The sequence below is a fragment of the Streptomyces muensis genome (genome assembly GCF_021474425.1).
Lineage (GTDB): Bacteria > Actinomycetota > Actinomycetes > Streptomycetales > Streptomycetaceae > Streptomyces > Streptomyces muensis.
Window position 1 is genome coordinate 55,380 of sequence record NZ_JAKEIP010000022.1, and the last position, 13,706, is coordinate 69,085.

Below are 13,706 nucleotides of genomic sequence, written 5' to 3' on the forward strand. Positions count from 1 at the left end.
GGCCCCCCGCCCATGCCGTTGTGGCCCCTGCCCATGCCATGGGCAGGGGCCACAACGCCCTTCTCACTGCTGTCGCGCGAGCCACTCCGACAGCTTGGTCTTCGCGATCTCCGCGTCCGGCCCCGGCAGGAGCGTGGTCTCCTGCAGCACGGCACCGGAGTACGGGGCCTGCGGGTCGGTGACGACCGTGCGCGGGTCGTTCTGGGCGGCCAGCGTCTCGCGGATGAGCTCGTCGAGCCGGAACACGTCGGGCCCCGCGATCTCCACCACGCCGTTGACCGGCGAGCCGACCGCGGTGCGGCCGACGGCCGCGGCCACGTCGTCGGAGTACATGGGCTGGAACTTCGCCGAGGGCAGCCGCACGGTGTCGCCGTCGGTCGAGATGTCCGCGATCCCCTTGACGAACTCGAAGAACTGGGTGGCGTGGACGATGGAGTAGGGCATGCCGGACTCCTTGATCAGGTCTTCCTGGGCCTGCTTGGCCCGGAAGTACCCGCTCTCCTGGAGACGGTCGGTGCCGACCACGGACAGCGCCACGTGATGCGTCACCCCGGCCTCGGCCTCCGCCTTGAGGAGGTTCGTCGTGGAGGTCCGGAAGAAGTTCATGACGGCGTCGTCCTCCCACGACGGGGAGTTGGACACGTCGACCACGACCGACGCGCCCTGAAGGACCTCGGCGAGCCCTTCGCCCGTCAGGGTGTTGACGCCGGTGTTGGGTGCTGCCGCGACCGCCTCGTGCCCGTGCTCGCCCAGCTTGCCCACCAGCTTCGAGCCGATGAGCCCGGTTCCACCGATCACTACGACCTTCATGACGGATTCCTCTCGGAGAAAGATTTCGGTCTGCAGTAGGAGAGACAGGACAGGGGCTTCGCCTGTGACAGGTGCCGGCGCGTCATTCGACGAGCGTCCCGGCAGGTCACTCGACGAGCTTTCCCTCGGTCGAGATGTCCGCCATCAGCGCGGAGATCTCGTCCGGAACATCGGGGATGCTCTCGCGGGTGACACCGGTCGTCGGGGACCACACGAGATTGACGCGCAGCGCGGGGTCCGGGTCCGGATAGTCGCTGCGGTTGTGGCAGCCACGGGTCTCACGGCGCTCCAGAGCCGCTTCGAGGGTGGCCCGGGCCGCCAAGGCCGCGGACTTCAGGTCGAAGGCGTGCGCGAGGTCCTGGAAGCCGGCGATGTCCGGGTGGACGCCGACGTCCGCCATCCGCTTCTCGATCACCGCGAGCTCCGCCAGGCCCGCACGCAGGCCCTGCTCGTCGCGTACGACGCCGGCGTGCTCGGTCATGGTGTCGCGGATGGCGCGTTGCAGGGCACGGACGTTCTCCGGCCCGTCGGCCGTGAGCAGGTCGTCGATCTCGGCGCGGGCCTCGGCGACGGCCGACGCCGAACGGACCTGCGCGGTCAGGGACTGCGAGTAGGCGGCGGCCGCCCGACCGGTGATCCGGCCGAACACCAGCAACTCGATGAGGCTGTTCCCGCCGAGGCGGTTGGCCCCGTGCAGCCCGCTCGACGCCTCCCCGATCGCGTACAGCCCCCGCACATCGGTGCCGTGGTCCTCGGGACGCACCCACACCCCGCCCATCGAGTAGTGCGCGGTGGGCGCGATCTCGATCGGTTCCCGGGTGATGTCCAGCATCTGGAGGTCGAGCATCGTCTGGTAGACGCGGGGGAGTCGCGTCATGATCGTCTGCCGGGGCAGATGGGAGACGTCGAGCCATACGCCGCCCTTGGGCGTGCCGCGCCCCTCCTTGATCTCCGTGTAGGAGGCGAGGGCCACGCGGTCACGGGTGGACAGCTCCATGCGGTCGGGGTCGTAGCGGGCCATGAACCGTTCCCCGAGGGCGTTGCGCAGGATCCCGCCCTCACCCCGGGCCGCCTCGCTGACCAGCGTGCCGGCCGCGTTCTCCGGCTCGATGATCCCGGACGGGTGGAACTGCACCAGCTCGGCGTCCCGCAGCCGGGCCCCGGCCTCCACGGCCAGCCGGAAGGAGTCACCGGTGTTCTCGTCCCGCCGCGAGGAGGTACGCCGCCAGATCCGCGTGTGGCCGCCCGCGGCGAGGATGACCGCGTCCGCGTGGATCAGATACCGCCGCCCGCTCGCCAGGTCGAAGCCGTACGCCCCGAAGACCGCACCGTCGTGCACCAGCAGCCGGGTGATGTAGACGCCGTCGAGCACGGGGACGGCGAGCTGCTCGGCGCGCCTGATGAGCGTGCGCTGGATCTCCAGACCGGTGTAGTCGCCGGCGAACGCGGTCCGCCGGAACTTGTGCGCGCCGAAGAACCGCTGGGAGATACGGCCGTCCTCCTCGCGCGCGAAGGCCATGCCGTAGCGCTCCAGGTCCTCGATGCCCCGGGCGGCGCCCCGGGTGACGATCTCCACGGTGCGCGGGTCGGCGAGCAGATAGCTCTCCTTGATCGTGTCCGCCGCGTGCTGCTGCCAGCTGTCCTGCGGATCCATCGTGGCCAGCGCCGCGTTGATGCCCCCGGCGGCCAGCGCCGTATGGGCGTCCTCCTTGGGGCGTTTGCCGACCGCGAGGACGTCGACACCGGCCTCGGCCAGTTCGATGGCCGCGCGCAGACCGGCACCTCCGGTGCCGATCACCAGCACCATGGTGGAAAGTCGTCGTTCGGTGAGAGCCACGGTGTACTCCGATCACGGGGTTGTCACCGAGTACGACCGGTTGGCCGCCGGATCTGTGACAACGCCCGCCGCCGACCCGCGCACCCCGGCATGCCCGCACGGGCGGACCGAGCGGACCGGGTGCCCTCCCATCCTGTGGCACGCCCCGCTTCGGCGCAGGCGGGAGCAGTGCGGCAGGCCGCCGGACTCAGTCGGTCAGCGACGCCACGTACGGAGCCAGCTTGTCCGGGTTCATGACCCACATGATGCGTTCGATGCCCCGGGCCGAGATGTCGGCGCAGAGCAGGGCCACGGGGTTGCCCCCGGCCGTGACGAGGACGGCCGGCCGGCCGTTGGCCTCGACCCAGCGGACCTCCGTCGGCGGCCAGAACCGCGGGGCGAAGGCGGCGAGGTACTTGGACACGCGCGGCCGCCCGACCACCGGGATCCTGGAGGCGCCGCGGATCCCACCGCCGTCGGTGTAGCTGACGACGTCGTCCGTGAGGACGTCCTCCAGCACCGACAGGCTGCCGGTCCGGGCCGCGTCGAGGAACACCTCCAGCAGCCGCCGATGCACGCCGTCGCCGACCGGCTGCCTGCGTTCGGCCGCCAGGTGCTTCCTGGCGCGGGTCACCAGCTGGCGCGTATGGGCCTCGTTCGTCTCCAGGATGTCCGCGATCCGCTTGTACGGGTAGTCGAAGGCCTCCCGCAGCACGTAGGCGGCCCGTTCCACGGGGTTGAGCCTCTCGAGGAGCAGCAGCACCGCCAGGTCCAGCGCCTCGGCCCGTTCGGCGCCCAGCTGCGGATCCGCACTGGTGTCGACCGGCTCCGGGAGCCAGGGACCGGTGTACGACTCGCGCCGCATCCTGGCGGACTGGGCGAGGTTGATCGCCAGACGGGAGGTGATGGTCGCCAGGAACGCGGTCGGCTCCTTGACCACCGTGCGGTCGGTGTTCTGCCACCGCACCCACGCCTCCTGGACGATGTCCTCGGCCTCCGCCGCGCTGCCGAGGATCCGGTACGCGATGCCGAACAGCTGAGGGCGCGCCGCCATGAACTGCCGCGCCGCCTGGTCGAGGGAGCCCGTGTCGTCGGAGCTCGTGTCGTCCTCGGCGCGCATGTATGTCCTCCAGTCCTGAACGGCCAGGCTACAAGCGGGTCCGGTCCGATCGCCTCCCAGGTCACGGGGGCCGGAGTGGCCCGCAGCCGGCGTTGGTAGCGTCGACCCTGCGCCGCGGCCGTCGGCGCGGTGTGTCCTTCGACCGAGAGAGATCTGATGTCCCCGACCATTCGCAGGGCCGTGATTCCCGCAGCAGGGCTCGGCTCCCGGCTGCTGCCGCTGACGAAGGCGACGCCGAAGGAGATGCTTCCGGTCGGTGACAAGCCGGTCATCGAGCACACCGTGCGGGAGCTGGTGGACTCCGGAATCACCGACATCACCATCGTGGTCTCCGGCGGCAAGAGCCTCATCCAGGACCACTTCCGGCCCAACCCGGCCCTGGTCGACCAGCTGCGGGCCGACGGCAAGACGGCCTACGCGGACGCCGTGGAGGAGGTCGCGGAACTGGCCCGCCAGGGCCACATCACCTACCTCGACCAGTACGGCCCGTACGGCAACGGCACCCCGGTGCTGAACGCCGCCCGCTCCTTCGGCGACGAGCCGGTCCTGGTGCTGTGGCCCGACGACGTCTTCGTGGCCGAGGTCCCGCGCGCCCAGCAGCTGATCCGCGCCTACGAGCAGACCGGCTGCCCGGTGCTGGCCCTGCTGCCGATGGACCCCACCGAGTCCCAGCGCTACGGCGTGCCCATCGTCAAGGAGGACCTCGGAGACGGCCAGCTGCGCATCACCGGCCTGGTCGAGAAGCCCGAGCCCTCCGCCGCCCCGTCGTCGTACGCCGCCATCGGCGGCTATGTCGTCACCCCCGGCATCATCGACGAGCTGCGTGAGCAGACCCGCCGCTGGTACGAGCACCGGACCGGCGAGGTCTACCTGACCGACGCCATCAACGCCTACGCCGCCACCCGTGCCGTGTACGGGCAGGTGATCAAGGGCCGCTGGTACGACACCGGCAACCCGGCCGACTACCTGGTCGCCCAGATGGCGTCAGCCCTGGCCCACCCGGAGTACGGCCCGCTGCTGCGGCGCCTGGTCGCCGGCCTCGACGACGACCAGGCCACGACCTCGTAGCGCGCCCCGCCCCTCAGGGCGCCGGGCGGTCGCCGGCCGCGGGCGCTGCGTGCCGGGCGCGGATCAGGGTGATCACGGTGTCGGCCGTGTGGTCGAGGTGAGTGCGGCCGTCCGGCAGCCGTTGCTCCGGGCTGATGTAGCTGTGCGGGCCGAGATGGGTGGCCGGGTCGAGCCGGTGCACGGTGATCTTCCCGGCGCGGCGGGCCCGGTTCCATCCGCTGCGCCGCAGCAGCCGCCAGCGCTGCGGGAAGATCCAGGTGCCGACCCGCTCGATCCGGTCGTAGGCGCTGGTGAGCTGGTGCACCTGCTCGGCACGGGTGAGGTCGTTGGCACCGTTGTGGAACCCGCCCAGCGTGATCACCACGACCGGGCAGCGCAACCGGGTGTGCAGCTCGTCCACCGCTCCCGTGGCGACCTGGGCACCGCCGCTGTAGCTGAGCAGCACCACGGGGATGCCGCTGTCGGCCCGGTAGCCGGCCAGCTCCAGCTGGGTGGCGATCTGGGAGCCGACGGCCCGGTTGTACAGCGGGCGGTAGCGGTGGTCGGCGGCCACGAAGACCTGCATGACGTTGTGCAGGAACAGCAGCACCCCGATGTGCCGGCGCAGCCACGCCCACACCGGCCGGTCCGCGAGCGGGTCGGCCAGCGGCGAGTAGGGCTGCACCTGCCCCAGCACCCGTAGCTCCGGCGCCCCGGCGAGCACCGCCTTCACCAGCTGGCCGCCGTCCCGGGTGTCCCGTACCCGGCGTTTGCCGATGCCGTCGAGATAGACCAGGTAGGCGTCCGGAGGGCGGTCGGCGGCGGCGCCCCGGGCGTAGGGCACGCCCTGGGGGAGCACGGTGGTGGGGGAGCGGAAGCCGGCGCTGTAGGCCAGCACCTCGTAGCGGGCCAGCAGACCCTCGGCGAGCAGGACCGGCCCGAACACACAGGCCCAGAAGAGGAAGTCGTTCATGCGATCGGCTCCGGTGTCCGGGGCGCGCCGGCCCTCACGACCAGACGCCGAACGGCTCCCACGGTCACGCCGAGTCCGACGCCGGACACGGCCACACAGCCGGCGGCGCCCCACCAGCCGAGTTCGGTCGCGTCCGCCAGCGGCCCGGCCAGGCCCGCCCCGACCCCGACGAAGAGCAGCAGGTGGAGCAGGGGTCCCAGCAGTGGGAACGCGAGGACGGCGGCGAGTACCAGCGGAGCGACCAGGCCCGGCGTCCACTCCAGTCCGTCGCCCGAGGGCGCCGAGGAGATCAGCAGCTCGGCCAGGGTCCACGCGGTCAGCGGCCACAGCGCCAGTACGGCGGCCTCGACGAGCCCGGCAGCCAGCAGCAGTCCGGGCACGAGCCGCCGTGACATGCCGGGCCGGCGTGCCAGCAGCGGCAGGATGCGCCCGGCGGCCTCGGAAAGCCCGGCGAACAGCAGCAGGACGAAGACCAGTGACATCGCTCAGCCCCGTTGCGTCGGATCGACGGCGACCACGGTCGGCGGGACCTGGCCCGCGGCCCGCACGTACTGTTCGAGTTCGTCGGCGGCCCGCCGGTATCCGCCCGCCTCGCGCTGGGCGTCCTTAAGGGTGGCGGCGGCGGTCCGGAACCCGGGCTCGTGCAGCAGCCGCCGGGCGAGGGCACGTACGGCGCCCTTTGTGACGTCCTCGGTGCCCAGGGACAGACCGGCGCCGAGTTCGACGACGCGGGCGGCGGTCATCGGCTGGTCGGCGCCCTGCGGGACCACCAGCATCGGGACCCCCGCGTGCATCGCCTCGTTCACGCTGTTCATCCCGCCGTGGGTGACGAACAGCGCGGCGCGGTCCAGCACTTCGAGCTGCGGCACGAACCGCAGGGGAAGCACGTTCGCCGGCAACGGCCCCAGCGCGTCCGGGTCGGTCTGCCCGGTCGCGACGATCACCGTGCCGCCCAGCGGGGCGAGGGCGCTCGCGAACGTCCGCAGCAGCTTCGGGCCGGCGCCGAACACCGTGCCGAGCGAGGCGTACAGCACCGGGTCGTGGAGCCGGTCGGCCTCGAACGACGGGTCGGCGGGGCGGGCGCCGATGCTCGGGCCGACGAAGCGGTAGGAGGCGTCGAAGTCCTCGACCGCGGGCTGGAACGCCCGTGAGGTGTACACCAGATTGAGCGGCTGGCGGATGTTCAGCAGGTCGACCAGGGGCAGGCCCCGTGCGTCGAAGCGGCGGTGCAGCTCCCGACGGGCGCGGACGTACCCCCGTACGCTGCGGGGCTGGGCCCAGGCCCCGGCCAACAGGTCCCAGGAGGCGCCGGTGGGGCTGGGGACGTGCCGGCCGAAGGCGAAGGTGGTGAACGACGATGCCGCCGGCACCCCGAGTTCGCGGGCGGCCACCGCGCCCCACAGACACGAACTGTCGTGGACGATCAGGTCGGGCCGGTCCCGGCGCAGATCGTCGAGCACGGCCGGCAGCAGCCGGACGGTGGTGCTCGCGAGCGACTCCAGCAGCGTGATGGGCGTCGGCGGATCGGGGAGCGGCTGCTCGCCCCCGGGGTAGAGCCGCACGGTCGCGCCGGCGGCCTCGATCTCCGCCCGGAACGCGGGCGAGGTGTGGTATGTGACCGTGTGACCGCGCCGGACGAGCTCGGCCACGACCGGCAGCGTCGGGTTGACGTGCCCGTGCATGCCGATGTTGAGGAACGCGACGGTACTCACAGGCCGGCCTCCAGTACGGAAGAAGCGGAAGACGAAGTCGACGTCGCGCCCGGACCCGTAGGCGTCGCCGAAGGGCCGTCGACGCGGTACAGGCCCGGCCCGCCGATGCGGAGCCCGTCCAGGAAGCGCCCCGCGGTCCGGGACGCGGTGCTGATCAGCCGCTGGGAATGGCCGAAGTCCCACGGGGCGGGCCAGGCGTCGATGCCGGTGGGGAGCACCACGGTCGGGATGCGCCGGGCCACCTCGTGCAGGTCACGCTCGATCTGATGGCGCAGCAACAGCATTCCGGCCCGGCCGGCTATCGCCCCGGCGCTGCGGCGCGGACCGGCGGGCCGGGGCGGCGAGCTCTCCGGCCCGCTCGACACCACCACCACACTGGCCGCACCGGCCCGCAGCGCGGCCAGTACCGGTACGTACGCGATCACTCCGCCGTCGACGAGCGTGCGGCCCGCACGGTCCACCGGGGGCAGCATCCCGGGAATGGCCGCACTGGCCAACAGCGCCGACTCCAGGTCGCCGTGGTCCAGGTAGACCGCGGCGCCTGTGTCCAGGTCCATGGCCACCGCGGTGAACGGCACCGTCAACTCCTCGATCCGCGCGGGCAGTTCGGCCCTGGCGATCAGTCGGCGCAGTCCGCGGTCGGTGAACACGCTGCCCCGTGAGGTCATATGGCCGAGCGGGTACACCTCGCGACGGCGCAGCTGGGTCCACACATGGTCCAGCCACGGCGCGGCCCGGTCGGGGTGGGCGGCCGCGATGGCGCCGTTGAGCGCGCCCACCGACGTTCCGATGATCATGTCCGGTCGGAATCCGCGCTCTTCCAGCGCGTATCCGACCCCCACATGTGCCGCTCCGACCACCCCGCCGGCGCCCACCACGACGGCGACGGGACGGGGGAGGGCGTGCAGCCCGCTCGCCATGACCGGCCGGCCGGGTCAGCCGAACTGGCCGGGCTGGTAGTCCCCGGCGGGCTGCTGGTTGATGACGTTGACGCGGTTGTAGGCGTTGATGACGGCGAGCAGGGAGATCAACGCCACGAGCTGGTCCTCGTCGAAGTGCTTGGCGGCAGCGCGCCAGGCTTCGTCGCTGACACCGCCCGCGGCGTCGGCGATACGGGTGCCCTGCTCGGCCACCTCCAGCGCGGCGCGCTCGGCCTCCGTGAAGACCTCGGCCTCCCGCCAGGCCGCGACGAGGTGCAGGCGCTGCGCGGTCTCCCCGGCCTGGGCCGCGTCCTTGGTGTGCATGTCGGTGCAGAAGCCGCAGCCGTTGATCTGGCTCGCGCGGATCTTCACCAGTTCCTGGACGGTGGCCGGCAGCGTGGAGTCCGAGACCAGCTTGCTGGCGGTGTTGATGTGCCTGAGCACCTTGCCCGCGAGGGGGTGGCCGAAGTAGTCGAGACGCGGTTCCACGGTGATCTCCTTGCCTTGGAGCGGATTACACCCAACTGACCGGGCCGACCCGCGATGTGTGACAGGAGGTCGTGTGTGAGGTGGGTCTCAGGAGTGGACCGGGAATCGGTTCAGGCGTGGCGCCTACTCACCGCAACGCCGAGCGCACGATCCGTCGCACGACCGGGGTGGCGTCCAACTCCGCCCTGATCTCGGCGAGGTTCTGGGCGGCCAGCGCCTGGTGCCACGCCTCTTCCGCCCGGCGCATCGCCGCGTTGACGGCACATGTGCCCGTGGGTGGCGGGGACAGCTCGCCGATCCGGCCGCAGCAGCGGATCTCCGTGCAGTGGAAGAGCCGCGCGTCCCCCTCGATGGCCTCCACCACGTCCAGCAGGGTGATGGACTCCAGCGGCCGGGCCAGGCGAAAGCCCCCGCGCGGCCCGGGCACCGAGACCACGAGTGCGGCGCGGGCGAGTTGCTGCAACTGCTTGTTGAGGTAGGACGCGGACAGCCCGTGGGCCTCGGCGAGCTGGGCGCTGCCCACCGGGCCGCCGTCGACCATGTCCAGGTTGAGCAGCGTGTGCAGCGCCCACTCGACGCCTTTCGACATTCGCATATTACGGACATTACCTGTCCAGGATCGAGGCACGGTAACGGACGCGGACCGACCGCCTCGGGGTGACTCAACTGGCCGTCGCTGCACGGTGGTTGACGGCGATGCGCAGGTCCGGGTGCCGTACGCCCCCTGGTGCGTGCGCTGTTCGCGCGGCGGCCGGGGGACCCTGGAATGTTGAAGGAGGGACCTATGTTGCCTTCTGGTAAAAGATGCGGCTTTTGTGGCGATATGGTGATCTGAGTTGTGGAGGCTATGGCTGACCCCAGAGGAGATGGTGATATGCCTTCCGTTGACAAGGCGATCGAAGAGATCACCCACGTCCGGACCGACCTGGAAGCGGCGCTTGACCCCGCCGAACCCGACGGTGTCTACCGTGACAGCCGGGAGTGCGCCGCCCTGGCGCTGCTCTCCGCGGACACCAAGCTGCTGCTGTCCCCGCCGACCCCTCGCCCCAAGAAGGGCTAGCGGACCGAACGGGAGCAGTGAATGGAGCAGTCAGGCACTTCGGCCCTCTTGCAGGACGCGGTGCAGGACCTTGCGACCGACGTGGTCTCCGCCCTGCGGGGCGGGGACCACGTGCGCATGTCCGGCACCGCCGCGGCGGACGACCCCGAGGGCAGCTTCGCCCTCGCGGCCGTACGTGTGCTGGGAGCAGACCTTCTGCTGCCGCACGTCCTCTTCCCGACTCCGCCCGCCCCGGAGGCACTTGCCGCGTTCCGGAACACGGTGGAGGCATTTCCGCCGCGCGCCGACGCGGCACCCACCGTCAGGTGGAGCCACTGGGCCATGCGACGCACCCTGGTGCGGTTCGACACGGCCCCGGCCGGCCCACCCGGCCCTGACGAACTCACGGAACCCGACGCCGCCTGGCTCGACGAGGCGACATGGCAGGTTCTGACCCACCAACTCGCGGTCCTGGCCCCCCTCGCGGTGCCCGGCGACGACTGCGCGGTGGCCCGCGCCGCCCGGCGCCGACCGGTCGACCTGGCCCGCGGCTTCGTCCGGGCGGTGCGCCGCAGGGACTGGCAGCAGGCGGCCGGCGCGGGACGCTGGCTGACCCTGACCGAAGGGGTCCCCGACACCCTCGGCCTCGAAGCGGGGCTGGACTTCGTGGAACTGATGGGCGGCAACGACCCGCGGGTCGCCCTCCAGGTGCAGGCGGCACGGGTCATGCGGGCGGCCGGAGCCCTCGTATGACGGCCTTGGACGTCGGCGGCATCCGGGACGTCGGAATCGCCGCGTTCGCCTGGCTGTCCGCGCACCGCGAGGACTTCGCGCTCGGCGAGGACGCGCTCACCGCCGACGGCCAGGTGGACGCCACCTGGAAACCCCTCGGGGAACTCGCCCAGACCTGTGCGAGCGTCCGCGCGCACAGCCCGCCGTGGGACCCGCTGCACGCGTGTGCCGCTGACCTGCTGCGGTTCGCGTGGCGGCAGACGGGCCAGGGCGAACTGTTCCGCAGACTCCAGCGGTTGGAGCCGTTCGCGACGTACCCGCTGGAGGTCTACTCCGTCTTCGCGTCGGCCGGACTGCGCCACCCCGGTTACGAGGCCGCCGCGGCGACGACGGCCCGCACCCGGGGCTGGCGGCTCACCGAGCAGGACCCGACCCGCCGGCTCGGCGTGCTGAAGGCCGAGCGGCGCAGCGGCATCCACCGGCCGGAACCGGACGAACCGACGCTGCGGCGCACCTGGCTGGGCGGGCTGCCGGAACCCTGGACGTTCGAGCGCTCCTCGGGGTACGCGCTCACCCACGTCGTCTTCCACCTCACCGACTGGGGCCGCACCCCCGACGGCGTCCCCGCCGACCTGGCCGCCTATCTGGCGCACTGGTTGCCGCCCTGGCTCGACACCTGCCTGGACGCCGGGATGTGGGACCTCGGCTGCGAACTGCTGGTCGTGGCCGCGAGCCTGCCGGCCCCGCCCGACCCCGCGACCCTCCAGGACGCCTGGACCCGGATCGCACGGGCACAGCACGACTCCGGCGCGCTCCCGCAGCAGGCGGCCCCGCAGGAGAACGCCGCGGCGGACGCGGAGCCCGACTTCCTGCACTGCTACCACTCCACGCTCATGGCCGCCTTCGCCGCGGCCCAGACCGTCACCTGCCTGAGCCGCGCGGCCGAAGGAGTGCCCGGATGACCGACCCCCGTCTGATGCACACCGTCGGCGTGCGCGCCCTGGAGTGGCTGTGGGCCCATCGCGACGGATTCCGCCTGGAACCCGACGTCGACCCGGAAGTCGGCTTCCTGGAGCGCTTCAAACCGGTCGGCGAACTGGCCCTGATCTGCCGGGTGCTGTTCCGTGAGGGCGTGGCCGGATCCCGCCAGGCCGAGCTGGCGCGCAAGCTCCTCGACCACACCTGGCGGCACACCCTGGACGGCGGCCGCATGCTGGTACGCGGCCAGCGCGTCGAACCGCTCTCGCCGATCCCGTTCGAGGTGTACCTGCCCTACAAGGAGCTGGGATACAGCGAGCCCGAGGTGGAGCGCGCCACCGTCCTCTACCACCGGACCAGCAGCTGGGCCGCCCTCGAACTGGACCCGACCCGGCGCCTCGGACTCTCCGCGTTCCAGCGCCGGTTCGGCCTCACGCCCTCCGTGCCCGAGGCGGGCATGGTCGGCTCCACCTGGCTGGGCCGGACACCCGAGCCCTGGACGGTCAGCGGGCACATCGCCTACGACGTCACCCACACGGTGTTCCACCTCACCGACTGGGGCGAGCACCCGGGCGGCCTGCCGCCGGACATCGCCGACTACCTCGCCATGTGGCTGCCGGTCTGGATCGACGACTGGCTGGACCTCAGGCGCTGGGACCTGCTCGGCGAACTCCTCGTCGTCGACGCCTGTCTGCCCCGCCCGACCCTGGACGAGCGGGCCTGGGAGGGCTTCGCCGCCGCACAGCAGGCCGACGGCGCCATGCCCGCCGTACGCGAGATGCCGGACGGCGAACCGGACGAGCTGTTCGACATGATCTACCATCCGACGCTGGTCGCGGCCTTCGCCTCCGTGCTGGCGACCTCCCGTGCCCTGACCGAGCTCACCCACGTCGCCTCATGAGCGGCCGCCCCCAGCCCTGGCCGGGCATCGCCGACGACACCGAGCAGACACTGCCGGACGGCCCGCCCGGCGGCGACGACGTCCCGGACGACACCCTGAGGGAGCGTCTGGAGCGCGCCGTCGACGCCGTCGACGCACCCGACGCCGTCTTCGCGGTATCCCGGCACGGCCGGCGCACACTGCACTGCGGCGGCACCGCCGCGCCCCCGCCCGTCGCACGTCAGGACCTGCGCTACGAGATCGGTTCGGCCACGAAGACGTTCACCGGACTGCTGCTGGCCCGGCTCGCCCAGAGCGGCCTGCTCAGCGGCGGCGAGTCGGCCGCGGCCCTTCTGGCGCCGGGCCGGCACACCGACACGGCCCCCGTCACCCTGGCCCACCTCATCACCCACACGGCCGGACTTCCCGGCCTGCCCGCCGACTTCTACGTACGGGCGCTCCCGGCCTGGCGCACCAATCCCTACGGCCGCTATCCGGCCGAGCGGGTGACCGACGCCTTCCTGCGGCACCGCCCGCGGCACCGGCCCGGCTCCCGCTGGCACTACTCCAACTTCGGCGTCGCCGTACTCGGCCACGCACTCGCGGCGGCCACCGGCACGGCCTGGGAGGAACTGCTCGCCGCACAGGTCCTGCGCCCGCTCGGCCTCAGCGGTACGGCGCTGCGCGCGGAGGACCCGAAGACCGACGCCGTCGGACACGGCAAGGACGGGCGCACCACCACCCTCGCCTTCGACGCGGGCGGCTTCGAGGCGGCCGGCGCCGTCCGCGCCACCCCGCACGACCTGCTCACGTTCCTCGAAGCCCACCTCGACCCGGCCGGCACCCCGTGCGCCGAGGCGCTGCGGGCGGTGCGCACCCCGGTCCTGCGGCGTGGCCTCGGGCACCGGCACGTGCACACGATGGCCTGGTTCCGGCATCCCACGGACGGCGGCCCGATGTACTTCCACGGCGGCGCCACCCTCGGCCAGCAGGCCTTCCTGGGCTTCCGGCCCGACACGGGCACGGCCCTGGTCGCGCTGTGCACGCGCCGCTTCCGCGCGCGCGACCCGTTCGTCGCCACCGCGTACGCGTTCCTGGCGGAGGAGTAGCGCAGGGCGGGCGGGGACGGGGAGGGGCCGGGGCGGGCGTGGGGGGGGGGGGGGGGGGGCCCCCCCCCCCCCCCCCCGCCC

The 13,706-nt window shown here is 72.4% G+C and carries 15 protein-coding genes; 6 read left to right on the plus strand and 9 right to left on the minus strand.

What is annotated here, in order from left to right; translation table 11 throughout:
- Window positions 1–63: 63 nt before the first annotated feature.
- From L0P92_RS09170 to L0P92_RS09180, 3 genes are all read right to left on the minus strand, one after another.
- Entirely contained in the window at window positions 64–810 is a 747-nt protein-coding gene (locus L0P92_RS09170) for an SDR family oxidoreductase (protein WP_234762021.1), read from the minus strand.
- 106 nt (window positions 811–916) lie between these two features.
- Complete coding sequence (locus tag L0P92_RS09175; RefSeq protein WP_234762035.1) at window positions 917–2,617, minus strand: L-aspartate oxidase; 1,701 nt, start codon at window positions 2,615–2,617, stop codon at window positions 917–919.
- Between the two features lie 217 nt (window positions 2,618–2,834).
- Window positions 2,835–3,746, minus strand: a complete 912-nt coding sequence (locus L0P92_RS09180) for an RNA polymerase sigma-70 factor (RefSeq protein WP_234762022.1) — start codon at window positions 3,744–3,746, stop codon at window positions 2,835–2,837.
- 156 nt (window positions 3,747–3,902) lie between these two features.
- On the opposite strand from L0P92_RS09180, the gene L0P92_RS09185 reads away from it, so the two are divergent.
- Window positions 3,903–4,814 (plus strand): UTP--glucose-1-phosphate uridylyltransferase, encoded by a 912-nt coding sequence (locus L0P92_RS09185; protein WP_234762023.1) that lies wholly within the window; start codon window positions 3,903–3,905, stop codon window positions 4,812–4,814.
- Between the two features lie 13 nt (window positions 4,815–4,827).
- On the opposite strand, the gene L0P92_RS09190 is transcribed toward L0P92_RS09185, so the two are convergent.
- The 6 genes from L0P92_RS09190 to L0P92_RS09215 all read right to left on the minus strand — a co-directional run bounded on the left by L0P92_RS09190 (window position 4,828) and on the right by L0P92_RS09215 (window position 9,482).
- Entirely contained in the window at window positions 4,828–5,766 is a 939-nt protein-coding gene (locus L0P92_RS09190; protein WP_234762024.1) for a hypothetical protein, read from the minus strand.
- The gene (locus L0P92_RS09195; RefSeq protein ID WP_234762025.1) at window positions 5,763–6,248 is read right to left on the minus strand and encodes a hypothetical protein; all 486 of its coding nucleotides are present in this window, start codon (window positions 6,246–6,248) and stop codon (window positions 5,763–5,765) included. Before L0P92_RS09195 ends, L0P92_RS09190 begins: the two co-directional genes overlap by 4 nt.
- Before the next feature lie 3 nt (window positions 6,249–6,251).
- Complete coding sequence (locus L0P92_RS09200) at window positions 6,252–7,478, minus strand: macrolide family glycosyltransferase (protein ID WP_234762026.1); 1,227 nt, start codon at window positions 7,476–7,478, stop codon at window positions 6,252–6,254.
- Window positions 7,475–8,398, minus strand: a complete 924-nt coding sequence (locus tag L0P92_RS09205) for a patatin-like phospholipase family protein (RefSeq protein WP_234762027.1) — start codon at window positions 8,396–8,398, stop codon at window positions 7,475–7,477. Before L0P92_RS09205 ends, L0P92_RS09200 begins: the two co-directional genes overlap by 4 nt.
- Before the next feature lie 15 nt (window positions 8,399–8,413).
- Complete coding sequence (locus L0P92_RS09210; protein ID WP_234762028.1) at window positions 8,414–8,887, minus strand: carboxymuconolactone decarboxylase family protein; 474 nt, start codon at window positions 8,885–8,887, stop codon at window positions 8,414–8,416.
- A gap of 127 nt (window positions 8,888–9,014) precedes the next feature.
- On the minus strand, window positions 9,015–9,482 hold the full coding sequence (locus L0P92_RS09215; protein WP_234762029.1) for an RrF2 family transcriptional regulator: 468 nt from the start codon (window positions 9,480–9,482) through the stop codon (window positions 9,015–9,017).
- Between the two features lie 279 nt (window positions 9,483–9,761).
- Here L0P92_RS09215 and L0P92_RS09220 point away from each other — a divergent pair, with 279 nt between their 5' ends.
- From L0P92_RS09220 to L0P92_RS09240, 5 genes are read left to right on the plus strand one after another with little or no spacing between them, the layout of a single operon-like run.
- The gene (locus L0P92_RS09220) at window positions 9,762–9,947 is read left to right on the plus strand and encodes a hypothetical protein (protein ID WP_062715965.1); all 186 of its coding nucleotides are present in this window, start codon (window positions 9,762–9,764) and stop codon (window positions 9,945–9,947) included.
- 21 nt (window positions 9,948–9,968) lie between these two features.
- On the plus strand, window positions 9,969–10,679 hold the full coding sequence (locus L0P92_RS09225) for a hypothetical protein (RefSeq protein ID WP_234762030.1): 711 nt from the start codon (window positions 9,969–9,971) through the stop codon (window positions 10,677–10,679).
- Window positions 10,676–11,620 carry a DUF6895 family protein gene (locus L0P92_RS09230; RefSeq protein ID WP_234762031.1) on the plus strand — a complete coding sequence of 315 codons (945 nt, stop codon included), beginning with the start codon at window positions 10,676–10,678 and terminating at the stop codon, window positions 11,618–11,620. Before L0P92_RS09225 ends, L0P92_RS09230 begins: the two co-directional genes overlap by 4 nt.
- Window positions 11,617–12,537 carry a DUF6895 family protein gene (locus L0P92_RS09235; RefSeq protein WP_234762032.1) on the plus strand — a complete coding sequence of 307 codons (921 nt, stop codon included), beginning with the start codon at window positions 11,617–11,619 and terminating at the stop codon, window positions 12,535–12,537. The genes L0P92_RS09230 and L0P92_RS09235 overlap by 4 nt, the downstream gene beginning before the upstream one ends.
- Window positions 12,534–13,625 carry a serine hydrolase domain-containing protein gene (locus tag L0P92_RS09240; RefSeq protein ID WP_234762033.1) on the plus strand — a complete coding sequence of 364 codons (1,092 nt, stop codon included), beginning with the start codon at window positions 12,534–12,536 and terminating at the stop codon, window positions 13,623–13,625. The genes L0P92_RS09235 and L0P92_RS09240 overlap by 4 nt, the downstream gene beginning before the upstream one ends.
- Window positions 13,626–13,706 lie beyond the last annotated feature (81 nt).